Here is a 25,246-nt window from a genome sequence, read left to right as displayed (position 1 = left end):
TAATAAATAACTATAATAAAATCATAAACTTAATAAAAACTTTTTTTCATATATATTTCCCCAAATATATAAAGCAAAGAGTAACATTCATATTCTCAATATGTTTGTTACTCTTTGCTGTATTTCAAATAACTATTAAATTAATACATAATCATATGAAAAAAATGCCATACTTTTATTACTGAAAATCAAACCTAAACCAAGTCTAAATTAGGTTTAAGTTTGCTCATATAAGTATGTCTTAAAAAATATAAAATTAACTAACAATCAAATATTCACCACTCAACTATTTATTATAATTACTTTCATATTAGCTATTTTTTGTCTTATATTACTTTAAAATTTCACATAAATATGATTACCTATTACCCTGACATGATTTAAATATCGACCCTACTCTACTATTTAAATCAAAATAACCTGTATCCATTAATATTATTGGTTTAACTTTCAGGGCATTTGGTCTCCCATTTTCCAAACAATCTTCCTCTGCATATGTTGCCACAATCTCACCAAGAAACATTGTAAAATCAAATATAGGAATGGTTTGTATCACTTTACACAAATAATTTATTGAACATTCCTTTATCATTGGTGCATTTCCTGCTTCATCATAGAAGGATTCAAAAACATTTGATTTATCTACTTTGCTTCCAGAAACAGTTCCACAATAATCAGTTTTTTCAACGTCATCGGATTTAGGAATATTTACAGTAAAAAATCCATTTTCTAAAACTCCAGATGTTGTATAATGTGAGTTTTTCAACGATATATAAAGTACATTTTTTTGACTTACAACTCCATATGCTCCAATTGTAGCATAATTAGGTTTTCCATTAACAGTAGCTCCTGCTAAAACACTGATAAATGGTCCAAATGGAATATTAGCTATCTTTTTCTTTGTCATATTCATTCTCCTATCTAATTATAATTTTGTTGCAACAACGAAAATTATATAGTATAAGATAATAAAAATATAGACTTTTTCTTTCTTATGAGTTATCATATAGATTAAGTATTCCCCTAACTTAGGATACTTTTTTGTTTTAAAATTTGTTAATAAATACGGTAATAATTTTATTAATAAATTAGCCTAAAGCTGATTTCTTGCCATTAATCAAAAAGTGTAAAGACAAGCTTGCTACCGCTAACTTATATTTATTTTCATATGTAATAGAATTAGTATCCTTCATAAAATTCTTAACATCTTTTAAGCTGATACCTGCATACATAGCTAAAGTATCGTATCTAATTCCAACGTCAATTATCAATACATCTATTATTCCTTTGACTCTGTCATCTTCATTTATACTACGTATCCCTTCAGACAGAATATAAATCTTATTTGATAATGATGAAGGCTCAGGACACTTTGGATTCCACACCAACTCTCTATTGTTTTTAATAGAATCCATTGCATTAGCATAAAACTCATTCAAATTTCTTTTTCCATCCATATAATCTTTTAGCCAATTATAATCAACATTTATCATTCTACTCAAAGTTTCAAGTTCAATTTTATAATCTTCAATCAATTTTTTTATGCTTTCTCTTGTTTTATCAATCTGATTAGAATTTCCATTTATTAATTCCATATCTTATCACCTAATTCTGTAATATATTTTTATATTTTTTTAACAAACATTTGTGAAAATTAGTTATTCAACACTCTCAATTAATACTAATCAATCTTACGATAATATAATTATTCATCAATCTAACGCCTTTTCATAAAGTATTCTCTTACAAAGTCAGGAAAGTGTATCGCTATATTATATGACATCGGAACAGCAACCTTATAACGAGGTTTAATCCTACTTTTCGAAATTATATTAGCAATAACTTTTGCTGCTTCTTTAGGATCAGTTAAATTTTGATTATTTCTATATTTAGCATCTGCTTCATAAAAAGTTGAATAATAAGAATCTTGACTAGTCATAAGATTATTTGAATTATTAACCATAGTTTTAAAAAAATTTGTTTTTATTGGTCCAGGTTCTATTACAGTTGCTTGAATATTATAGTTGTGCAGTTCTAAACGCAACGTATCACTTATTGCTTCAACTGCATATTTAGATGCACAATATGCACCATTAATAGGTTGAACAAATTTCCCCGAAATTGAGCCAATATTTATAATTTTGCCAAATTGTTTCTTACGCATTTCCGGAACAACTGCCTGAATCATATTAATTATTCCAAATACATTCACATCAAGCATGCTTTTTACACTATTTATATTGATTTCTTCTAAAGCACCTCTAGTTGAGTATCCCGCATTATTTACAAGAATATCAATTTTCTTAAATCGTGCTATCACTTCCTCCATCGCAACTGAAATAGATTCTTTTTGGGTAACATCTAGTTGTAGCTTTAATGATACAGTTAAATCTTTTAAAGCTTCTACCTTTCTAGCTGTTGCCACAACTATATATCCTCTCTCAGATAATATCTTGCAAAGTTCTCGTCCTATCCCCGTTGAGCATCCTGTAATTAAAACAACTGTCTCATTTTTCATATAAATTAACCCCCATTAATAAAATCTATGTACATCATAAATCACATGGAGGTTAGTTGCATTATCATTTGTTAATATTAAAATTTTTTCTTAATCTACTAAGTGACACAGGGGTCATTCCTAAATAAGAAGCAATATGATATTGTTTAATACGCTTTTCTAATCCAGGATATGCATTAAGGAACTGCTTATAACGTTCAATGCTATCTAATGCTTTAAAACTAATTGCATGTTCTTCTTTCATAATAAGAACACTATCAATCATCTTTTTGTAAAATAAAAGTAGTTCATAATTTCCCTCAACTATTTTTTCAAAATCAGAAATTTGGGCTACAATAATTTCGCTATCTTCTAATGCTTGTATATAATACATAGATTCTTTTTGAGATAGATGTGCTACATATGAGAATAGTACCCCACCCTCTTTGTAAAAATATTTTGTTGTATCTTTGCCTGCTTTGTCAATATAGTAAGAACGAAAAACTCCCTTAACAACAACTCCTATTTCAGTAGACTTCTCACCTTCCTGTAAAAAGAACGTATCTTTTCTTAATAGCTTTGGCTTAAAAATATTCTTTAATAATGTTATGTTTTTTTCACTAAGGAAAATCTCATTATTTTTCAAAATATTTATCCATAAATCATCATATACATTTTTACTCATTTAAAGCCCTCATTCCTTTGGTTTGAAATAATTATTCTTACAACTCTTATACTTTTATTCTTCTTTAGTATTATCCAATCACAATCCACTAAAAATATTGCAAATTTATTCTTATTTATTAATTTTACTTATCTAGTACTGCATATGTCATATATTCGAGTTAATTGCTTTTCTAATGAATCAATTACTTTGTCATAATCCTCTGTTTCTACTTCATTAAACTCTAATGTAACTATTTTCGGATTTGTACGATTAAGAACCCACTCTAACAATTCGTAGTCCTCTTCTTCCATAGCCTGATGTGTATCCATTACTTAAAATTTCCATATCCAAATGATTTAATATAGTCTATTCTTATCGAGTTCTTCTCTATAAGAAATTTTAGTGCTTTTGACCAGTTACACCCGATATACATTTTAGGATTCCCTCCCTATATAATTACATTATTTATTTGCATATGTTAATACTATAATTAACTAATAAACCACTTTATGTAACTTAATTATAGCATACTTTATAAAACTCTATTATTCAATTTCTAAAGCATGTCTTTATAGCTTTCTCGGTGAAATTTACATATTTATATAGCTGTATGAATAATCTAAATTTAATCGTTAATATAATAATATAATTATCGTTATTGCTGCCAATCTCCATTTATCCTCATCATAATCTCGGATAAATTTAATAATCATTTTCTTCTCACATAAAATTAGTCATTTCTAACATATAGCATAGTAAAAATCCAAAGTCCTACACCGCTTATTATAGGCAAAATATATGCTGGTATACGATTTATCAAGGTGCCAGCTATAATTAGTGCAATAGGTAAAGTTATTTTTGCTATGGTGATTCCTATACTCAGTACTCTTCCCCTAATGACATCTGGAATAGTTTGTTGAAATTCATAAAATATAGCTATATCAATTACTGATATGGATATGCCTGCTAATAACATTATTAAGCAAAAACATATTACATAAAGGTTATTATTATCACAGATTTTATACTGAATTATAACGGAGACGCCTATTGCTATCATGCAAATTGATAATATATTAATCATTACTTTTACGATTTTCTGATGTGAGAATTTATTCAGAGCTTTTCTTATTGTAAGCGCTCCAACAATCATTCCTATTGAGAAAAAAGCTTGTATTATCCCAAACAAATTAGAACTCAATTTTAAAATATTATTTACTATATAGGGCATTGGTACATTTATTGAAAGACCGATAAAGAAATTTAAAGCAATAAATATTTCAAGCATATTCACTATGTCTTTTTTACTTCTTAAATAGGTTACTCCATAAGTTATATCAGTAAAAATATTAAATTCTTCTTCATACTTTTCTTCATTGCTATGATTAAATAGGAAATCCATAAATAACTGAAGAAATGCCGACATGCCAAAAGAAAAACTATTGATTATTATAAAAAACCTTATGTCTAATAAAGCGTAAATTATTCCACCAATCATTGGTCCAAGTATAGAGGATGAGGATTCAATTATTTTACTAATAGAATTTATTTGAAGAAGCTTTTTTTCTGATACTAGATTTGGTTTTGCAGTTTCAATACTTATCCCATATATATTAGAAAATACATTCAATATAAATGTACTTAAATAAATCATAGATAAACTAAAAGGATGTTCAATGGTTAGAATGTATAGAATAAGCAATAGCATACCATTTAAAGTATCTGTAATTACTGCAAGTAGTTTCTTATTAATTTTATCAGCAAGCACTCCAGCAAATGGATTTACAAGAACAGTAGATAATGCTCCTATTACTAAAGTCATAGCAAAATTTAGACCTGAACCAGTAATTTTTAACACATATAAACTAATAGCAAAATTATATATAGATGTTCCAAATACAGATATAAAGCTTGCAATTGAAAATAAACCTATATTTAATAACTCTTTGTTCCTCGAAAAATTTTTTAGTGATAGAACTTTTATTAACATTGTTAATCTCACTTTCTCTTAATGATAATCTATTTTTTAAATTCAATTTAATTTTAAATAGTAGTGTTATCACCATATCAATAGGTTAATCAACAAAGTTTAATGATAAAATAAATAAAAGATAGGGTTAACCCTACCTTTTACCAAAGATTAAATATGAATATACTTTTTCTCCATCTCTAAAATAGCTTTCATATTTTCCACCTTTTTCCATATAGTTTGATACGTTTTCCTCAAAAATATTATAGTCAAGTTTTGAAATCTGTTCTTTAATATTATTTAAAATAAAATTTTTCCGATATTTATCTTCAATTAAACAGTTTGCTGCAAAATTTTTAAATAAAATATAGGTCCCTATTATATTTGAACTATCCTTTACATATCTATCAGCTACATTCAATAAAAACTCTTCATGATCAAAACTGTAATTGCTTGTACCTGAAATGTCTAAAAGCATATCAGCAGATTTATCTTTTATAGGAATTTGCTCAAAATCAGAACAAATAAATAAAATTTTTTTCTTGCAACTTATACTCTCCAATATACTTTTTAAAAATAAATGTTTATTTATATCATTATCAACAGCAATGTATATTGAATCATCGGGTAGATTTCTATAAACATTTCTTAGAAAAAATCCAATTCCTGAACCTAATTCAAGCAAAACTTTATGTTGCAAATTTTGAAAATCAATCTTTTTATAAATCCAATCCATTCCACGATAGACATTATCAAGATAGGTTGTATCAGTAGAATTTATATAATCTGTGATGTAATTAAAGTCAAACTTAAAATCAGAATCTATTTTTATATTAGAAACTCTCAATATTCCATCTTCAATTATGTATTCCTCTCCACAAGAGCAAATCAATTTCCCATTTATAACTTGGTTATTTGCTATATTTCCTTCACGAAGCTTTAAATCCTTTTTACATTTAAAACATCTCAAAAGATCAAGAGCTTTAAAATCTATGCCTATAATAGATTTATCTTTAATTTCTACATTTGAAAGCAAATCTAGTTTTATTTTAAGCTTTTGCTTCATTAATTTAAGTTCTCTTATTTTATTTTCTATCTCTTTATCTTTGTTTACGAAAAATGCTTTAAAACATTCATTTTCCTCATATCTTGCAAGCTTTGCTAATCTTTTAAACATGAAAATTGATTTAATTTCACTTAATGAAAATCCCATTCCTTTAAGTAATAGTATATCTTCCAAATCACTTTGGCATCTATCATCAAAGTCATATTGCCCTCCATTTTTTTCAGGCATTATCAAAGTCATATTTATATAATGACGCACAGTATCAATAGTTAAATTGTTAGCTTTAACGAACTTACCAATCTTCATATAATTCCTCCATCTATAATGAACTTCGATAACATCTCTTTTAATTGCTCCGCATACTATTCAATTAATTAAATTTTTTTAAAATTATCATTCCCTACTTTGAATTGAGTATTTAGCTATGTTCTCAACTTACAGATTCTTTGATAGACTGCTTATATGATTTACTAATAATATTTTCGCATAAATGGATCTACCATAAAAATTTGATTATTATAGAATAAACTTCTTTAATCATTTAATAATAATTCTGATTTAAATATTATAACGGCGTTTCCTGAAACTTTGGCCTCTATTGGTTCATTGTCTTCTATCTTTACCTCAACTTCGATGATACCAGGCCTATTTATAGCCTCCCCTTGCTTAGCTTTAAATCTAAATAAGGAATTATTATGCTTAACAAGATTGTGATGAACAAGATATGCACCTAGTGGACCATTTGCATTACCAGTAACAGGATCTTCATTAATACCTATTGATGGTGCAAACATTCTTCCATGTATTAAAATATCACTTTCTTTTGAATCGGTAGTAAAAATATAATATCCATTACATTTAATAACCTCGCTTAACTTAGAAAGTGCACTATAATCTGGCTGCAATGTATTTAAGGTTTCAATACTTTTAATACCTATCATAACTTTAGAATGACCTGTTGACACTATCTGAATTTTATAATCATCAAGTAAATCACTTTCTTTGATTTTAAGTGCTTTTAAAAGTTCTTCTTTATTTATACCATCAATAATTTCGCCAAATTCAATTTTTCCCTGTGTCATAATAATTTTGTAATCATTATTTTCTTTTATTATATCAACAGGTAAAATTCCAGCTCCTGTCTTATGATAAATCCTTGAAGTTTCCAGTTCATTTTCTATAGCACGTACATAATGACTTGCAATAGTTGCATGTCCGCAAATAGGAACCTCGCTTGTAGGTGTAAAAAAGCGTACTTGAACATCATACTTATTACTATTTGAAGAGAAAATAAATGCTGTCTCAGAATTGTTAAGCTCTCTAGCAATTTTCTGCATTTCATAATCAGTTAATCCATCTGCATTTGATATTACCCCTGCTGGATTTCCTGTAAATTTCTCCTTTGTAAATGAATCAACTTGATATAAATTATATTTTCTTGCCATGTTACCTCCAGATATACTTTAATTTATAGGCTAAAACCATTTCTTTAATCCATGGGAATTAATACCTATCCGTAATATAATTAATTATAGTTTTACTTTAATTCACTTACAAGTGCGCATTTTAAAAGTAAGATTTATGTTTGGATTGAAAAAATAATAAAAATTGCCTAACTTAAAAAACTCTTTTAAGAGCATCACTGATTTCATTCTCAAATATTCCACCATGATAGCATATAATTCTTTCAATATGATAATCCAAAAACTTTTTAACAGAATTCTTAGCTTCTTTCATATCTAAGGTATATTGAGACAATGCAATAACAAGTTCTCCGTTTTCTACTACTAAGGCATCTCCAGTTATTAATGATTTACTCTCTTTATGGTAAATGGATATATGTCCAGGCATGTGCCCAGGTGTGGCTATTATTTCAATTCCTCCGCAGTAATCGAAATAATCTCTATATTTCAACTTTATATCAACGTTACAACTTTCTATAGATTGGAGCATTTTATGAAAATAATCTGCTTCTACCTTCTCATTTTCTGATAATGAATCATATATATTTTCAGCTTGTTGTAATCTTAATGATTTTTTACTTCCACCAATATATGGAGCATCTTCTTCTGACGCTAATACTTTTACTTTAGGATATTTTCTTTTAAATTCTGCTAAAGCTCCTATATGATCATAATCATGATGTGTAATAATTATTTTAGATAAATTTTTTATATTAATATTTTTAGCTAATGCAGCTTCTTCTATTAAACTCAAAAAATTTGGATATCCACAGTCGATTAATATCATTTCATTCTCATCTTCCAATATAACTGGATGTATAGCATCACTTTGTCCTGAAAAATCGAAAAATACATCTAATACGTTTATTTTACTCATTTTAAGTCCTCCTAATAAGATTTCAATTATAGAAAATAATATCATGTTCAAAAACACTATAGTTAATTCTTAAATATTTCTGTATCATTTATGCACATATATATTGCATTAATAAACTTACATCTAAAATTTTGGTAAACCAAATACTCAATAAAAAAATGTGAAAATTCAATTTCCAAATAATTTTTCCAAAAATAATTTCTTTTCAACTCTGCCTATTATCAATTTTATATTTTATTTAGAATCTTAAGCTTATTCATTATCATATACAAATTCTTATATTCATAGAATTATCATTAACATTCTTCTTATGCAAAATAATGATAATAACTAGTATTTTTTGAGTTTCTACATATCACTTCTATGATACTCGCAACATAAAATAAAGAAAAATGCATTTTAACAAAGGAGAAAGAAAATGAGATTAAATGGATTAACAGGAAGGGTAATAACTCCCTCAGATAAAGAGTATCCAACTTTGAGACTTGAATATAATCTATCTATTAATAAATTTCCATTAGCTATCGTTTATTGTTATACACCAATAGATGTATCCAACGCTATTAAATGGTGTAGAAAACATCATGTAGGACTTCGCATTCGTACAGGGAAGCATAATTACGAAGGCTATTCAACAGATAATGGCGTAATAGTAATAGATACGACTCCTATGGACAAGATTGAAGTTAATACTAAAAATGATACTGTAAAAATTCAAGCTGGGGCAAGACTTGGAAATATATACTCAATAACTTCTGAAAAAGGGTATGCCTTTAATGGCGGAACATGCCCTACGGTTGGAATTTCTGGTTTGGTACTAGGTGGAGGAATAGGTTTATCCTGTAGAAACTTTGGCTTAGTATCGGACAACCTTATAGAGCTGCAATTGGTTAATGCGAAAGGTTATCTAATAACTGCCAATAATCATATAAACCGTGATTTATTCTGGGCCTGTCGAGGAGCCGGTGGAGGAAACTTTGGAGTTGTAACTAGCTATACTTTTAGACTTCATAAGGTAAATTATATTACTCTTATACAGCTTAGATGGAATAATATTTCCAGGGAAAAATTTGTTAACCTATGGCAAAGCTGGCTAAGAACTGCTGATAAAAGGATTAGCTGTTTTGCTGGTTTAAGTAAAAAAGGCATATATTTAAATGGATTCTTCTATGGACCTAAGTCTGAAGCTGAAAAGATTTTAAAAGAGTTTTTGCTGCTCCCAGGTTTACTAGATAGCTCTTTAATAGAATATGTACCTTTTATAGATGCTGTTAAAGCCATTGGTGCTTTTTACGGGCCTCCTGATAGATTTAAGGCTACTGGAAGGTTTGTTTACTGTCATCTAAATAAAACAAATATCAGAAATTTAATTAAGTATATAGATTGTAGCCCTGGAGATGATTGTTTTATCAGACTTTATACTTTAGGCGGTAAGATAAAAGATTTCTCCAGTGATTATTCAGCTTACTACTATAGAGATGCCAGCTATATTATTGGAATAACAGCAGATTGGGAAGAATATGAAGATGGCAATGTATTTAAAAACTGGGTATCAAAAGTTTTTAAATATGTGGAAACCATAACAAATGGCTCTTACGTGAACTTCCCCTATGCTCAGCTTAAATATTATGGCTATGAATACTATGGTGAGAATTATGGAACCCTTAGAATAATAAAAAAGATTTATGACCCAGAAAATGTTTTTAGATTCCCACAATCAATAGAACCTTAACCCTCTAAAAAAAATAGTCTGCTGATTTTAATTCAGCAGATTATTCTTTTCAAAGTTAGGTTACTTAATTTTTAACGAACAATTTATATAGAAGATTAATACTTCTATTTCAAAAGGTCCATAAAAAAATCTAGTCTATCCATTCCCATTTGTCTTTTGAGCTAAAAGCAAACACCCTATAATTGCAGAATTATCTCCAAGACCTGGAGGTACAATATATTCATCTAAGTTCGGCATTGCAACATACTTTTTCATTAATTGTTCTAATTCTGTTCTTATAAGTGGAAATAATTGACGTTGTTTCATTACTCCACCGCCCAGCACAATACGTTCTGGACTTAAAATTAATGTATATGCCATTACTGCTTGCGCAAGGTAAAAAGCTTCTATTCTCCATACTTCTTTATTATCTTCTAGTTCATATGCCTTTTTCCCCCATCGTTCTTCTATAGCAGGGCCTGATGCAATTCCTTCTAAACAATTTGAATGATAAGGACATGAACCTTCATATTTATCATTAGAATGCATACGAACTAAAATATGTCCCATTTCTGGGTGGCCATATCCTTCTAGGAGCTGACCATTTATCACTGCACCTCCGCCAATTCCAGTTCCTACAGTTAAATAAACACAACTCTGTAATCCAAATGCTGCACCTTTTTTTAATTCTCCGAGTGCCGCTGCATTTACATCTGTCGTCCAACCAATTGGAATATTATATCTTTCTTTTATAATTCCAACAAAATCATAGTTTGCCCAAGCTAATTTGGGTGTGGTTGTTATATATCCGTAAGTTTTTGATTTCTTATTTACATCAATAGGCCCAAATGAGCCTATACCCATAGCTTCTAAATTATATTTGTCAAAAAATTCGAATACAGATTTCATTGTTTTAGCTGGTGTTGTCGTTGGTATGCTTACTCTTTCTATAATTTCAAGATTTTCATTACTTACTGCACAAACAAATTTTGTTCCACCTGCTTCAATCGCACCATATTTCATAATAATTCCCCCCTTTATATATAGATATCATAATCATCAACTATACTTAAACTATGAAATATCTTCCAACCAGAAATGAGTGATACGCATAAGTATAGATTATAGTTGGGTTATCTATATTTAAAATTCTAACATCAATCCGATCTTTTCTAAATTTTTTATTTATCTTGGCCAACGTTGTTTTTTATCCATTAATTGTTCAAATTTATTGTGTGGCTCTGATTGATACCAGTATGCAACTGATGCAAGATCATCTTGGCGTTCAAATAATCCTTTGTAACATACTCCTATTTGTTGCACTGTAACTTTTAAATCATCTTGAAAATAAATTGGATCTGGTATATGCCAACGATAGAATCCGCGCATCGGTGGACAATCATTATTATGATATGGATTGTGTATTAAATCATCATTTGCTGAATAATATGGATATCCAAGAAACGGCGTACAATAAGTATTTTCTACTGTCTTGCCATCAACCTGTGATGCAAAGCTCCAAGAACCTCCGAAATAATCCTCCATTCCTGTTCCACAAATTGTAGGATATTCTTTATCGCCATCTATATAAAATTTAACTTCTCCTTCTCCCCACCAATATCTTTCTAATGTTGTCAAAGCTATATATGTTCCTACATAATGCCCTTTTCCTTTTATATTATCAATAATTACATAGTCTTTCTGTAATTCTGTTATACGCTCACGTCTCCATTGAGCATGAAAATAAGCAATATCTTCTGGTAATTCATCATACAAGCAGTAATCTATTTGATAGAAAAATGCTGGTATTGTATTATCATGTTGATTCTCTAGTGTAATTTTAGCTTTTTTATGAAAAGGCATTTGAAAATAGCTATTCATCCCTCTAGATGGAACTACTACTATTGGCATTGAATTTACAATACACTCTCTTGAAAAGCCGCAACAGAAGAAATCTCCAAGAGGACTTTCCACTGAAGGTGCTTCTTCTTCATCCCAATACATTCTTAAAACTAAATCTCTTAAAACATTACAATCTGCATCAGTTGTTTTATTATCAACCGTAATCCATATATGAGTTATAATCCCTGGTCCATCTACTTCAGCTAATGTCACCGTTTTTCCTGGCTCTATATCTCTTAAACAAGGGCTTCCTTTTCTTGAAGGTCCTAAATAACTTGCAGCCATTCCCCCTTTACCTTTTTCTCCGTTTGGATTTTCTGCATTGATAGCACGAGAACGTGCATTTTTTAGCACTGATAAACTAGTAAGTCCATTTGCAAATAAATAATTACTCATATAATAAAATCTCCTCTCTAATCAATTATTCTTTTACACCGCCAGCCATTATACCGTCCATGATTTGCTTTTCAAATAATAATACAAATAATATTATTGGTATAAGTATTATCCATCCCATTGTACTAATTAGATCCCAAGGCATACTATAGGTTGTTTCTTTAGGTATTGTAGTTATTCCAACACTTAATACTTCTATTTTTCTTGCAAAAAACAATGGTGTAAATAAGTCATTTAAACATGTAATAAAATTAATTATGCTTATGGTTGCTATAGCTGGCTTCATTAAAGGTAGTGTCACATAAAACATTTTTTGTATAGCTCTGCATCCATCTACTTCTGCTGCTTCATATATTGATGTCGGTATTTCATTTAAGAAATTATTCAATATTAGAATTGTGAATGGTATTAATGCGCTTGTATATAATATTATTAACCCTAAAAAAGTATCCACCAAATTGAATTTGTTCATAAAATCGTATAATGGTCTTGCAGTTACTATTCCTGGTATTAATGCTGAAGACACTATAGCTCCATAAGCTATTTTTAAACCTCTACTCTTATATTTCGAAAATGCATAAGCTCCTACTAAGCAAATAACAGTAGATATTATTAATGCAGCTGTAGTTATAAATAATGTATTTAAAGCTTTTTCTCCTAACTTTAACTCAAAAAATAATTTTTTATAATTTTCAAAGGTAATATTATCGGGAATATATTTTATAGGTGCTGTGAATAATTCATTTGACGGTTTAATGGAGGATATAAAAATCCAATATAGAGGTATTAATATAACCGCAGATATAATAACAGTTAACCCCCATTTTACAACAAAAGGTACAGTCTTATTTATTTTAAAATTCATAATTATCACCCCTATTTGTTTATTTTCTTTATATATTTAACATCAATTAATGTTAAAACTACCATTGTCGCAAATAAAACTACTGCTAGTGATGATGCATATCCCAAATTTAAATTTGTAAATGCTTCTGTCATTATTCTATAAGATAGTAATGTTGTTGAGTCTCCTGGCCCTCCTGATGTCATTGAATATACAACATCAAAACTAGTGAGCCTCCACATTGTAAAAAAGATACATAGTGTTAATACTGTATTTTTTATTCCTGGCAATGTAATTGAAAAAAATGATTTAATTATTCCTGCTCCGTCTATTTTAGCTGCTTCATAAAGGTCTGATGGTATAAACTGCAATGCTGCTAATACTAGTATCGCAAAGAAAGGGACATCCTTCCATAAATCAACTGAAATTACCGCTATCCTTGCAGATAATTCATTAATTAACCAATCGTAGTGAAAATTAGGTAATATTCGCCTTACTAAATCATTTATAAGGCCATAAGTATCATTAAAAGCCCATCTTGCAGCAAGGCCTGCAACAACCATTGGCATTGCCCATGGTATTAAGACAATTGTTCTTAAAAACTTTCTACCTCTAAATTTTATATTTAACATTAACGCTAGTCCTACACCTAATACAACGTGTAATATCATAGAAGCTATTGTAAATATAGCAGTGAATTCTATTGATGTAGCTAGTTTTTCATCAGTAAACATTTGTATGAAGTTCTGAGTACCAATAAATTTCGCTTCTCCACCTCTTAGTAAGCTCATATCAAAAAAACTATTCTTAAAGGTAGTGAATATTGGATATATTGTTGTAAAACCTCTTAGTATTAATACAGGTGCTACTAGCATCCAAGCTATCCATATCTTATTACGTTTATTACTCATATTCTCCTCCAATCTTTGATAATTGCTATAATAATTTGAATTTTCTATTACCATAAACTCCTTTGTTAAAAAATAAGATTATAGCGTATTTTTATAATTAACTCATACCTAAATAAACTAACAACTCTTAATGCTACTACTATTTAATTTAGGTATGAATCTTTCAATATTTATATCTAATTATTTTTTAGCATATTTATTTACTTCTACCTGTGCCTTTTGGCAGAACTCGTCTAGAGATATTTCATCAGAGGCATATCTTTGGAATAATGATCCCATAGAACTTATAAATTCCATTGCTTGAGGTGCCATTGGGCGTCCGTGTAGTTCAGTATTTTGTAAATACCCCTTAATTGCACTAAGCCCTTCTATTTTAAAGTTTGAATCATTTATTACATCAGACCTTGCAGGCAATCTTGAAGTCATCTCATAATAGTCTTTTTCTCCTTGTGGGCTTGCTGCATAATTCAAGAATTTAATTGCAGCTTCCTTATTTTCTGATGCTGAATTTAATACATAATTCCAGCAAGCTATATAGGCACTATTTTTTTCAAAAGTAGGCATTGGCGCTAAAGTTATTCCGTTTTCACCATATCTACCAGAATTAACAAAATTTTTCATAGCACCTGTATACATAAATATTGATGCATAGTCGTCATCAAAGAATTTTTGCATCATTGGATCATATTGATCAGCCAATTGAGCTATAGGAGTTTCACCATTCTTAGCCATATCATGCATGAATTTAACTGCTTCTTTTGTTTTAGGGTTTGTCCAATCATAATAGTCTCCACCGAACAAATTTACAAAAGTTCCGATTTCATTAAATACATAAGTTTTTTCCCATGCACCACCATATCCATACTTCCCATCTTTGCTGTAGGCCTTAACATACTTTTCAAAATCTTCTTTGGTTTTTATTGCATCTAAGCCAAGTGCTTTTACTTTTGACTGATCAACCCAAAAGCCTAATATCTCCATATACATAGGTACAGAATATATATTGTCTCCTACTTGTATTAAATCTTTTATATAATCTTTAGGAAATTGTGATACTACATCATTTTTCATAACAGTATTTTGTAGAGGCTCTAAGAAGCCCGTATTTTTAAATGCACTGATCATTTCATCATTGATTGTTATAACATCTACACTAGAATCTTTTGATGAAAGTATAGTCGTAATTTTGGCTTGCCTATCGTCTGTATTAGTTGGGCAAGCAATAGTATCTATTTTTATTCCTGTAGCCTTTTCTGCTTTTTCAATATACTTTTGAAAATCTTCATTAAAAGTTGTATCAACTGTCATTAATGTTATTTTTTCAGTTTTATTTGCTGAAGTTTCAGTACTTGATGGTTTTGTGCTTCCACACCCTGTAAAAAATGTTACTGCCATAACTGTCGAAGTCAATAAACACATGATTTTAGTTAATTTCATAAACTTTCCCCCTTAAATATATAACGTTTTCAGTTAAATTTCATATTCATTTTATTAAATCCAATAGTAAATTTAAATATATTATTTTTCTTATAATTTATAATTTTTTTTGTTTTTGATTTTCACAATTTATAAATATTGTAATGTACATAGTTATTATCTATAATAACATTAATGGTAAAATATTACACAACCAAAGGAGAGGGATACTTGATGATTATTATTTATAAATTAAAGTCTGTAAATAAATTTATAAAAAAATATCTTTCTAATTTTCAAAATAAAATAATAGTGTGTTTTATACTTTGTACTACCATTCCTCTTCTAGCTATTGGCTTAATTTCTTATCATACATCTGTAAAAATAGCACGAGATAAGATAATTAATAGTAATCTACTTATAAATAATCAGTTAAAAGTTGATATTAATAATCGTATGATGCAAATTGAGCATGTTGCTGATTCCATTCAATTTTATTTGTATTCTTTAAATAATACTCCAGTCTTTCCTCTATCAAATTATTTAAATACTTTTAACAATACTTCTAATAATATAGATGTATTAAAAAATAATTTTAATATATTTTATATAAATGCTTTTGTAGATCCAAGTTTAATTATAAGCAATAATAAGCTAAATTTTAACAACCTAAAAGCAATTGAGAAATATGGGGTTTCTGAAAACGAATTGATAAATTTAGGTATATCTCCAAAATGGGTTTTTAGATCAAAACAAGTCTTCCCATATATGATTTCTAATACTAACTTAGGAGTGGATTCTATATTTTGCTATAGGAGCGTTAAATACAATAAAAATGATTCTTTATTGTACGCATATTTTGTAAGTATTAAATCAGATGAATTTTCAGATATACTAAAAAACTCTACTGTAGATAATTCAATATCTAATTATATTATTGATGATGATGGAGTTGTTGTAGCTCACTCTGATAAAAGTAAAGTAGGCAGTACTTTAGATAATGAAAAACTTTCAATTATTAAACAAAATGATCTTCACAATGGTTTATCTTCATATAAGGATTCAGAAATTCTATCTTCAAAACTAGTGAATAAGTGGTATATTGTTACTGATATTCCTCAAAAATATATATTATATAACACTTTTCCGCTTATTAAGTTAATTTTCTTTTCTATTTTACTGCTAACTCCTGTATTCATATTTATTGCTATCTCTCTTGGAAAAGAACTGACAAAAAGGCTTAATAAACTATCCACAATAATAAAATCTGCTAAGCTTAATAATAATAGCATACAAATTGACAATCTTAATGAATTGATAGATCCTAACTCCGTACATTGTGACGATATTGATTATATAGCATTAATTTTTCAAGATATGATAAATACAATAAACGATAATTTCAATACCATCTTAGATTTATCAATAAAAAAAGAAAAATTGAATTATGATTTACTACAAACACAAATCAATCCTCATTTTTTATATAATATACTGGATTCTATTCACATATGTAACTCCATAGGCAAATTTGATATTGCAAATCAAATTATTATAGACTTATCAAAGTTCTATCGATACGTACTTCGTACCTCTGAAAATTTAATAACAATTAAGGAAGAACTAGAAATTTCTAAATTATACTTATCAATGGAGAGCATATGCAAAGATGGAAATATAGCTTGGAATTTTTATTTGGATGAAGGTATCGAAAACTTTCTAATTCCAAAACTTACACTTCAGCCACTTATTGAAAATTGCATTAAGCATGGAATTGGACAAGGTAAAAATAAAATCAGTATAGATATATCTATTGTTTATTATGAAAATTATATTTTAATTACCATTAAAGATAATGGAATTGGTATTAATCCTGATAAGCTTATTGACATGCAATCTATCCTAAAAAATAATAGTGTCGATAATAAATATCTAGGATTAAGTAATGTAAATGCTAGGTTAGCTTCTTCAAAGATATCTAAAGAATGTATAAAAATTACTAGTGATCTAAACAGTGGCACCAAAATTCAAATGATATTAAATCAAATTATTTAAAATATATATGTAAGGAGATGTATTTTTGAGAAAAGTAATTATAGTAGATGATAATCATTTATCTGTTGAAGGTATTTATAAAAATATAGACTGGAAATCTTTGAATTCAGAAGTAGCTTATATGTTTTATGATTCACAATCTGTTATTGATGCTGTTAAATCTACTAATATTGATTTAATAATATCAGATATAGAAATGCCTATAATATCTGGACTAGAGATGTCAAAGCAAATATTAAAATTTAATCCTAATATAAAGATTATACTTATAAGCGCATTTGATAAATTTGAATACGCAAGAGAAGCTATCAGAGTTGGGGTCTATGATTACATAGAAAAACCTATTGATTATAATTATCTCAGCACAATTATTAATAATGCATTCGTCCAATTAGAGAAAGAAAAAAGGAATCGTAAAATCTTAAATGAAAGTCGCCCATTAATGATAAGCAAGTTTTTTTCAGAATTAATCCATTTAAACAGTGATGAGGCAAAATACAATCTTTCTAAATATCCGGATTACTTAAATATAGATTTAAATTCAAAATATTTTCTGACATTAAATTTTAGAATAACAAACTCTAAAACATTGAAAAATGATTTAGGAATTGAAAAATATCATATTTCATTAATAGACTTAGGTGATCATATTAAATCTGCTTTTTCTAAGTTTCAATTATATCAGCTTTTAATCGAACGAGACGATATAATTACAATTATTGGTGGAAATTACCCTAATGGAAATTACTTGCTGAATAAAGTTCACGATATACTTAATTCATTCATGGAGCACTATAGTGATATATTTGAATTAAATATAGGCATAGGAAGCGTTATTGATTCTTTTTGGAACATGAAAATTTCTTATGATAATTCATGTAAAGCACTTGAATATAATTTTTTCTTTCCTCAAAAAAACATATTTGATATTCATGATATTGTTAGAAAAAATAATACAAATAATAGTGTTTACATTTATGCCAAAGAAGATAAGCTAATTCAGCTTATTTACAAAAAAGATTTAAACTCCATAAAAAGATGGATACAAGATTTTTATGAAGAAATTCTAATAAATTGTAACAATAAGTATTTAATATTTAACAATATATATTCTATTCTAAGTAATGTGCTAAAACTATTATATAACATGTCTATAAATACTAATGATATTGAAAATATTATAGTAAATACATACAGTAACTTAAGTACAATTTGTAACAGTTCCGAAATAATTAATTGGCTTTTTGATATTTTCAAGATTATTTGTAATAGACTTGATGAATCAATAAAAAATCAGCATGAATATCTTTGTAACAACGTAATTACATATATTCAAGATAATTATAGCAAAAAAGATTTATCCTTAAATGAAATTGCTTTATATGTAAATGTTAGTCCAGCATATTTAAGTGCATTATTCAAAAAACAAATTGGTGAAAACATAAGTGCTATTATAACAAATGTACGAATAGAAAATGCTTGCAAACTCCTAGAAAATACAAATCTATCTTTAAAGGAAATTAGCGAAAAGGTTGGTTATGTAAATCAATATTATTTTAGTTCCTGCTTTAAGAAGAAAATGAATAAAAATCCCTCTATTTATCGTCAAGGAATCAATGCGTAGCGATAGTATAATTTAATTGATAAAATATACCTAACAGAAAAACTTATACTATCTGTTGGATACAATTTTATATAGAAATAATTATTTGGTAGTCTTAACTCGCATCTCATCTGGAATGTTCCCAGACCAAAGCATACATTTTTCTAGTATGTCCCTTTCTTTAATTTCTGAACTTGCTAGCATTTCAAATAAATATACTAGATACTTTTCTGATACTAAGCCATTAGCTTTAGCCGTTTCAATAACACTATAAAGAAGTGCACTTGACGCTGCGCCTTTTTGCCGTAGTGGAAAACATCCAATTTTTTATGCCAATTACAAATGGATTTATGGATTCTTGGGCCGCATTATTATCAATTTCAAGACATCCATTTGTCAGGAAAATTCTCATATACGGCAACACCTTTTGAGCATATACAAGAGCTTTGCAAAAATGACTTTTAGTAATATGATTTGCATTACAGAAATTTCCTAATGTTCCTTCGTAGTAAGAAAAGGTAGCAACAATTTCTCTCCAATTTGTATTTTCATTATTCTTCATATAAATAAATCTGCATTGTTAAAATCTATACTAATTTTAACAATGCAGATTTACATTTATCTATCCGTTAATTCTTTTACGTTTACTATATATTATTAGTTAACAAACATATAATATCTCTAAATCAAACTTATACTTTTTCAGCTACTTATGATACAGTAAACCGTATCAGTAGAAAGTTATATTAAATTTTTAAGAACTTATATTCTATAAACTTCTATTGCTTATAACCTTCTCCTTAGATTCTTCTGATGTAAGTTTTATTACATAACAAATAATGATCATTGCTGTAAATGCAGATATTCCATATACAAAACCAAGTCCAGCATATCCAAATTTATTAATCGCATTTCCGCCAACAATAACTCCAATAGTAGTCCCAATATACATAAAAGAACTATTTAAACTCATTACAGTTCCACGTAATGATGGTACAAGCTCGCTTATTATTGAATTAAGGGAAGCTAGTGAGGCACCTGCACTCATCAACCATACAAGAATACAAGGAATTGCTAAACTAATATTAGTAGATGTATATGGTAGAGTAGAAAGAGCTACTGCTAAAATTGTTAACCCTATAATAACCACTCGCCCTTTACCAAAATAATCACCTAATAATCCACCTGATAAATTTCCTATCAAATTCCCAAATCCAACCACAACAATGATAGTACCTATTGCACTAACACTCATATTAAACGAATTAGAAAGCCATGCTCCTAAGAAAGAATACATTCCAAAACTAGCAAACATCATAAAGAAAGTAACAAGTAATCCAAATACAGCTCTTTTATTTGTTAAAACAAGCTTTAAAGAGTGAATAAGATTTGAAGACGGCGTAGACTTAGTTACTTGTTCAGTAGAATTTTCAATTATAGGAAATGAAAATATTATTAATAAAGTAACAACTGCACCTAAAATACCAATAATATAGAAAGAAAAACGCCATCCGGCAACACCAGCTACAAAAGCACCAAGTGGAACTCCTAGAATTTGGCTAATGGAAAGTGCAGCTGTCACAACTCCAACAACACGGCCTCTTTTTTCAAAAGGAATAATGTCTCCTATTGCTGCCCAAACCTGTGGTGAGGTTGCTGCTGCAATACCTGATAAAGCCCTAAAGACAAATAAAGATCCAAAATTCCAAGCACATCCGCATAGCAATGTAAAAATACTAAAAGCCAATATTCCCCATTTAAGCATTGCTCTTCTTCCTACTTTATCGGATAAAGGACCAAAAGCGAAACCACAGATTGCATAAGGAAGAGAGTATGCAATTACTAAAAGTCCAGATTGAGATACTGTAACATTAAAATCTCTGCTTAAAGTTGGTATTAGCGGAGAAACTAAAAATGTATCAGCACCGATTAAAAAAATAATCATAAACAAAATAAAAACAATCCAATTTAAATTTTTCATATTCTCTTTATTATCCATAATAAAATATCATCCCTTCAAAATCCTTTTATTTCATATATGAAGTATTTTATTAGAATGAAAGCCACATTAATATTAAAGTTGTCTTTTATTAATGGAAATACACCTCTTTGTATTTTTTATTGAATCCTTTTACAAAAATATTTCATATATGAAGTATTTCTCTAAAAGAAAAACCTTATTAATTAAGGTTATCTTCTATCTTTGCAAGTAATTTATATAATGTTTGCTGTTCTTCTTCACTTAAAACGCCATACATATCAAATAAGAACTTTTGATACGCAATGTCCATTTTAGAACGTACCCGAATTCCTTTTTCAGTTATAGAAACCAATGTTTGGCGCTTATCAGAAGAATTTTTAAAGGTTGCTACAAGTTCTTGTTTTTCCATTCTTCTTATTATTGTTGTCATATTACTTGCAGCACATTGTACTTTATCTGTTAATTCAGACATAGTAATTGTGCCTTCTAATGGTATATTTCTTAATACTCCAAATTGAACTCCTGTAGCTTCATATCCAGAAGTTGAATCAACAAAGTTATTAACAGAAACATCATTAACATGACGAATTTTCATGTAAATATTACGTAATAAATCTTTTGACATATTTTTACCTCTTAAATACTTCATATACGAACTATTTTTATAATAAAACTTATTTAATTCTTTGTCAATACTGTTATATTTATATATTACATACAATTATTTCAACCTTAATCAATACTTGGTTAACATATTTTTTCATTGTTATAAAAATAAATACTCTCTCTTAATTCATAATTAATTTATAAACTAAGACATGAATTGTTTGTATATTATCTATATAATCAGTATTATTATATAAAGATTTTTCATTAATCAGCCTCCTATTCTTCTCTTATTTTACTTATTTTAGTCTATATGATATTTTATATATAAATAAGTATGTACTTTATGGAAAATGATTATCATATTTTGTTTTAGAAGAACGTTTAAATAAAATAATGATTATTTATGAAACTGTACTATATTATTTTATATATTAACAGTATTTAATTTGTAGGAGTGTAAAAATGAAGGTTAGTATAAACATTATCTCTTCTGAATTAGAGGAAGAAGTTATTTTTAACGTACACAATGTTCAAGAAAAAATTACTGAAGCCATAGAATTACTGACATCATCAAATGAAGTTATTAAACACTTACTTGGAAGAAAAGAAGAAAAATATTACAAAGTAAACGTAGATGAAATTTTTTATATAGAATCAATAGACAGAAAAGTATTCATCTATACGAAAACTCAAACATATGAAATTTCTGAGAAATTGTATGTTCTTGAGGAACAATTAGCTAGCATGAATTTTATTAGAATTTCTAAATCTTTGCTACTCAATATTGATAAAATACACTCTTTTTATCCAAAGTTAAGCGGAAATCTAGAGGCCCTTTTAACTAATAATGAAAAAGTAATAATTTCAAGAAGATATGTTGCAAATTTAAAAAACAAATTTGGAATGAGGGATGGCAAATGACCTTTAAATATTTAAAAGAAATATTAAAATTAACCTCAGTAGTTTTTACAGTAATAACATTATTTCAGCTTATTACAAAACAATCTTTAGATAATGAAAAGCTTTGTGAATTATTAGCTTTATCATTATCATTGTCATTAATAAAGATGGTTATTAATAAATATATTATTTCTAAGGACTCAATATTTAACCCATTATTATATATAATTATAATTTGGTTAATGATTGCTGCATCAAATTATCTTTTTAACTGGAATATGTCCTTATCATTAATGCTCTCAACATTTATTGAAGTTATATTAATTTACATATGTGTACGACTCATTAATTATCAATATGAGAAAATAGACGTAAAAAAAATGAACGAGATTTTAGATAGAAATAGAAAAAACAAAAAACAACAGTAGATCTTTGTTTATTTTTATATTAGTTTTAATACCGCTTAGTTATATAAATATACCGCTTACGTAAATACGTATTGTTCTTATTTAATTTGTATTGTACTCTTACAACATGATATGAATTAAGAAAGAAGGTTATATTATTATGATGATTATTAATATTATTTCAGAGGTATTTAGCCAAACTCCTTTTTATGTTTTGGTTATATTTATTTACCTTTTAAAGCGTGGAATTAATGCTAGTAAAGATGGTAAGTTATCATTTGCTAAAATGTTCATTATGCCATCCATTTTTATTATTTGGGGCTTAGAAAAGCTGCTAACAAAATTTAGCTATTTAGGCCTTTCTATGATTTTTTATATCATTTGTATGTGTTTTGGTACTTTAATATCATATTATTTATATTCTCGATATAGAAAAATATATGTAAAGGATGGCTCTCTATATAAAACTGGCTCATATTTACCAATAACTATTATGATGACTAATTTTTTTGCTAAATATCTATTAAATGTTGCTATGGCTGTTAATCCGTTGTTATACAGTACACTTTTCTTTAATATTTTGTATTCATTATTATCTGGCTTTTCCGTCGGATTATTTATTGGAGGTATTTTACAAGCATATAAATCTTATTCGAACTTAAAAGCATTAGCTTAGATGTATGATTAACACATCTAAATTAAAACTTCACATGTATTTTATCAGTTAAATCCCCTACTAAATTAATATGCTCCCCCTATAGTAGACAGTAAAAATAAAAAACTGTTTTTATAAAGGGAGCATATCAATTTCTAACTTAGTTGATTCACCAATAGTCTTTACGACTGAAGTTTTATCTCCTACTTTTATCTTGTCAATACTTAATCCTTGCATTATTTTAACCTCCTATTATTTTAATCTATACACACCGAAATGTTTAGAGGTCAACGGCCTCCTTACATTTCAGCTCTCCTTTTATCTGATATCTAACATCTTCAATAAATTAAACTAAATTCAGCAGGAGTATAACTCCACCTGAAAAAGTTCTATATTATTCAGCGCTCTTTATTTCATTAACTTGATCTATTAATTCTGGTACTACTTTAGTAAGATCACCAACTATTGCATAGTCAGCAATTTTCATTATTGGAGCTGAATCATCTTTATTTACAGCAATGATTAAATCTGAATCTTGCATACCAGCAACGTGTTGGATAGCTCCAGAAATACCACAAGCTATATATATTTGAGGTCTAACAGTCTTACCAGTTTGACCTACTTGATATGCTCCATCAATCCATCCTTTTTCTACAGCTGCTCTTGATCCAGCTACAGTTCCGCCTAAAGCTTCTGCTAATTCTTTAAGTAATTGGAAGTTTTCTTTGTTTCCAACTCCTCTACCACCTGATACGATGAAATCTGCTTCAGCTATATCAACGATATCTTTCTTAGCTTTTATAGTTTCTAAAACTTTAGTTCTTACATCGCTATCTGCTAATTTAACATCAACTTTTTCAATTTTACATTTAGATGGATCAGTTGTAATCTTTGCAAATACTCCTGGTCTTACTGTTGCCATTTGTGGTCTATGTTCTGGACAAGCAATTGTAGCCATTAGGTTACCACCAAATGCTGGTCTTGTAGCTAAAAGATCGCCATTTGTAACATCAACGTCAATTGATGTACAGTCTGCTGTTAATCCTGTTGATAATCTAGCAGCTATTCTTGGACCTAAATCTCTTCCGATGAAAGTAGCTCCTACGAATAATATTCCTGGTTTTCTTTCATTTGCTAAATCACAAATAACTTTTGTGTAAGCATCAGTTGTATAGTGTTCTAAGTTTTTATCATCAGCAACTAAAACTTCATCTGCACCGTGCTCTGCTAAAGTTTTTGATAATCCTTCTATGTTGCTACCTAATAATAAAGCTGTAAGATTTACTCCTAATTCATCAGCAATTCTTCTACCTTCAC

24 protein-coding genes are annotated in these 25,246 nt (G+C 28.3%); 6 read left to right on the top strand and 18 right to left on the bottom strand.

Annotated elements, in window-relative coordinates; genetic code table 11:
• Window positions 1-358 precede the first annotated feature (358 nt).
• The 9 genes from ACJDTP_RS21050 to ACJDTP_RS21010 form a co-directional block, all read right to left on the bottom strand.
• Complete coding sequence (locus ACJDTP_RS21050) at window positions 359-907, bottom strand: flavin reductase family protein (protein ID WP_078116665.1); 549 nt, start codon at window positions 905-907, stop codon at window positions 359-361.
• A gap of 181 nt (window positions 908-1,088) precedes the next feature.
• Entirely contained in the window at window positions 1,089-1,595 is a 507-nt protein-coding gene (locus tag ACJDTP_RS21045) for an HTH domain-containing protein (protein WP_406762346.1), read from the bottom strand.
• A gap of 122 nt (window positions 1,596-1,717) precedes the next feature.
• On the bottom strand, window positions 1,718-2,518 hold the full coding sequence (locus tag ACJDTP_RS21040; RefSeq protein ID WP_078116667.1) for an SDR family oxidoreductase: 801 nt from the start codon (window positions 2,516-2,518) through the stop codon (window positions 1,718-1,720).
• Window positions 2,519-2,582: 64 nt separating this feature from the next.
• On the bottom strand, window positions 2,583-3,182 hold the full coding sequence (locus ACJDTP_RS21035) for a Crp/Fnr family transcriptional regulator (RefSeq protein ID WP_406762345.1): 600 nt from the start codon (window positions 3,180-3,182) through the stop codon (window positions 2,583-2,585).
• Window positions 3,183-3,310: 128 nt separating this feature from the next.
• A complete protein-coding gene (locus tag ACJDTP_RS21030; RefSeq protein ID WP_173709980.1) occupies window positions 3,311-3,493 on the bottom strand; it encodes a hypothetical protein in 183 nt (60 codons plus the stop codon).
• 401 nt (window positions 3,494-3,894) lie between these two features.
• The gene (locus ACJDTP_RS21025; protein WP_406762344.1) at window positions 3,895-5,154 is read right to left on the bottom strand and encodes an MFS transporter; all 1,260 of its coding nucleotides are present in this window, start codon (window positions 5,152-5,154) and stop codon (window positions 3,895-3,897) included.
• 133 nt (window positions 5,155-5,287) lie between these two features.
• Entirely contained in the window at window positions 5,288-6,505 is a 1,218-nt protein-coding gene (locus ACJDTP_RS21020) for a MerR family transcriptional regulator (RefSeq protein WP_406762343.1), read from the bottom strand.
• Window positions 6,506-6,732: 227 nt separating this feature from the next.
• Window positions 6,733-7,644, bottom strand: a complete 912-nt coding sequence (locus ACJDTP_RS21015) for a PhzF family isomerase (protein WP_406762342.1) — start codon at window positions 7,642-7,644, stop codon at window positions 6,733-6,735.
• A gap of 172 nt (window positions 7,645-7,816) precedes the next feature.
• Window positions 7,817-8,539 carry an MBL fold metallo-hydrolase gene (locus ACJDTP_RS21010; RefSeq protein ID WP_406762341.1) on the bottom strand — a complete coding sequence of 241 codons (723 nt, stop codon included), beginning with the start codon at window positions 8,537-8,539 and terminating at the stop codon, window positions 7,817-7,819.
• A 418-nt stretch (window positions 8,540-8,957) separates the two neighbouring features.
• Here ACJDTP_RS21010 and ACJDTP_RS21005 point away from each other — a divergent pair, with 418 nt between their 5' ends.
• Window positions 8,958-10,271 carry an FAD-binding oxidoreductase gene (locus tag ACJDTP_RS21005; protein ID WP_406762340.1) on the top strand — a complete coding sequence of 438 codons (1,314 nt, stop codon included), beginning with the start codon at window positions 8,958-8,960 and terminating at the stop codon, window positions 10,269-10,271.
• A 135-nt stretch (window positions 10,272-10,406) separates the two neighbouring features.
• On the opposite strand, the gene ACJDTP_RS21000 is transcribed toward ACJDTP_RS21005, so the two are convergent.
• The 5 genes from ACJDTP_RS21000 to ACJDTP_RS20980 all read right to left on the bottom strand — a co-directional run bounded on the left by ACJDTP_RS21000 (window position 10,407) and on the right by ACJDTP_RS20980 (window position 15,740).
• Window positions 10,407-11,273: an ROK family protein gene (locus ACJDTP_RS21000; protein WP_406762339.1), complete on the bottom strand. Its 867-nt coding sequence runs from the start codon at window positions 11,271-11,273 to the stop codon at window positions 10,407-10,409.
• A gap of 162 nt (window positions 11,274-11,435) precedes the next feature.
• Complete coding sequence (locus ACJDTP_RS20995) at window positions 11,436-12,548, bottom strand: glycoside hydrolase family 172 protein (RefSeq protein WP_406762338.1); 1,113 nt, start codon at window positions 12,546-12,548, stop codon at window positions 11,436-11,438.
• Between the two features lie 25 nt (window positions 12,549-12,573).
• Entirely contained in the window at window positions 12,574-13,413 is an 840-nt protein-coding gene (locus ACJDTP_RS20990) for a carbohydrate ABC transporter permease (RefSeq protein WP_103697801.1), read from the bottom strand.
• A gap of 11 nt (window positions 13,414-13,424) precedes the next feature.
• A complete protein-coding gene (locus tag ACJDTP_RS20985; protein ID WP_103697802.1) occupies window positions 13,425-14,303 on the bottom strand; it encodes a carbohydrate ABC transporter permease in 879 nt (292 codons plus the stop codon).
• 180 nt (window positions 14,304-14,483) lie between these two features.
• The gene (locus ACJDTP_RS20980) at window positions 14,484-15,740 is read right to left on the bottom strand and encodes an ABC transporter substrate-binding protein (RefSeq protein ID WP_173709974.1); all 1,257 of its coding nucleotides are present in this window, start codon (window positions 15,738-15,740) and stop codon (window positions 14,484-14,486) included.
• A gap of 213 nt (window positions 15,741-15,953) precedes the next feature.
• Here ACJDTP_RS20980 and ACJDTP_RS20975 point away from each other — a divergent pair, with 213 nt between their 5' ends.
• On the top strand, window positions 15,954-17,774 hold the full coding sequence (locus ACJDTP_RS20975; protein ID WP_103697804.1) for a sensor histidine kinase: 1,821 nt from the start codon (window positions 15,954-15,956) through the stop codon (window positions 17,772-17,774).
• Between the two features lie 25 nt (window positions 17,775-17,799).
• Window positions 17,800-19,398 carry a response regulator gene (locus ACJDTP_RS20970; RefSeq protein ID WP_406762337.1) on the top strand — a complete coding sequence of 533 codons (1,599 nt, stop codon included), beginning with the start codon at window positions 17,800-17,802 and terminating at the stop codon, window positions 19,396-19,398.
• 247 nt (window positions 19,399-19,645) lie between these two features.
• Here the strand turns inward: ACJDTP_RS20970 and ACJDTP_RS20965 are convergent, their stop codons facing one another.
• The 3 genes from ACJDTP_RS20965 to ACJDTP_RS20955 form a co-directional block, all read right to left on the bottom strand.
• Window positions 19,646-19,939 carry an IS66 family transposase gene (locus tag ACJDTP_RS20965; protein ID WP_406762336.1) on the bottom strand — a complete coding sequence of 98 codons (294 nt, stop codon included), beginning with the start codon at window positions 19,937-19,939 and terminating at the stop codon, window positions 19,646-19,648.
• A 207-nt stretch (window positions 19,940-20,146) separates the two neighbouring features.
• Window positions 20,147-21,376: an MFS transporter gene (locus ACJDTP_RS20960; protein WP_173714065.1), complete on the bottom strand. Its 1,230-nt coding sequence runs from the start codon at window positions 21,374-21,376 to the stop codon at window positions 20,147-20,149.
• Between the two features lie 181 nt (window positions 21,377-21,557).
• Window positions 21,558-21,983 carry a MarR family winged helix-turn-helix transcriptional regulator gene (locus ACJDTP_RS20955; protein ID WP_171772037.1) on the bottom strand — a complete coding sequence of 142 codons (426 nt, stop codon included), beginning with the start codon at window positions 21,981-21,983 and terminating at the stop codon, window positions 21,558-21,560.
• A 446-nt stretch (window positions 21,984-22,429) separates the two neighbouring features.
• On the opposite strand from ACJDTP_RS20955, the gene ACJDTP_RS20950 reads away from it, so the two are divergent.
• From ACJDTP_RS20950 to ACJDTP_RS20940, 3 genes are all read left to right on the top strand, one after another.
• Window positions 22,430-22,888 (top strand): LytTR family DNA-binding domain-containing protein, encoded by a 459-nt coding sequence (locus tag ACJDTP_RS20950; protein WP_406762335.1) that lies wholly within the window; start codon window positions 22,430-22,432, stop codon window positions 22,886-22,888.
• Entirely contained in the window at window positions 22,885-23,295 is a 411-nt protein-coding gene (locus ACJDTP_RS20945) for a hypothetical protein (protein ID WP_173714066.1), read from the top strand. Before ACJDTP_RS20950 ends, ACJDTP_RS20945 begins: the two co-directional genes overlap by 4 nt.
• A 139-nt stretch (window positions 23,296-23,434) precedes the next feature.
• Entirely contained in the window at window positions 23,435-23,950 is a 516-nt protein-coding gene (locus ACJDTP_RS20940) for a DUF1453 domain-containing protein (protein WP_173709968.1), read from the top strand.
• Between the two features lie 373 nt (window positions 23,951-24,323).
• On the opposite strand, the gene ACJDTP_RS20935 is transcribed toward ACJDTP_RS20940, so the two are convergent.
• Window positions 24,324-25,246 (bottom strand): electron transfer flavoprotein subunit alpha/FixB family protein (locus ACJDTP_RS20935; protein WP_406762334.1); only part of this gene is annotated, 923 nt, incomplete at its 5' end.

It is taken from the genome of Candidatus Clostridium helianthi, assembly GCF_045310795.1.
Taxonomy (GTDB): domain Bacteria; phylum Bacillota; class Clostridia; order Clostridiales; family Clostridiaceae; genus Clostridium; species Clostridium helianthi.
The sequence above is the reverse complement of the archived record's forward strand: the minus strand, read 5'-3'. Positions and strand labels throughout refer to the sequence as shown.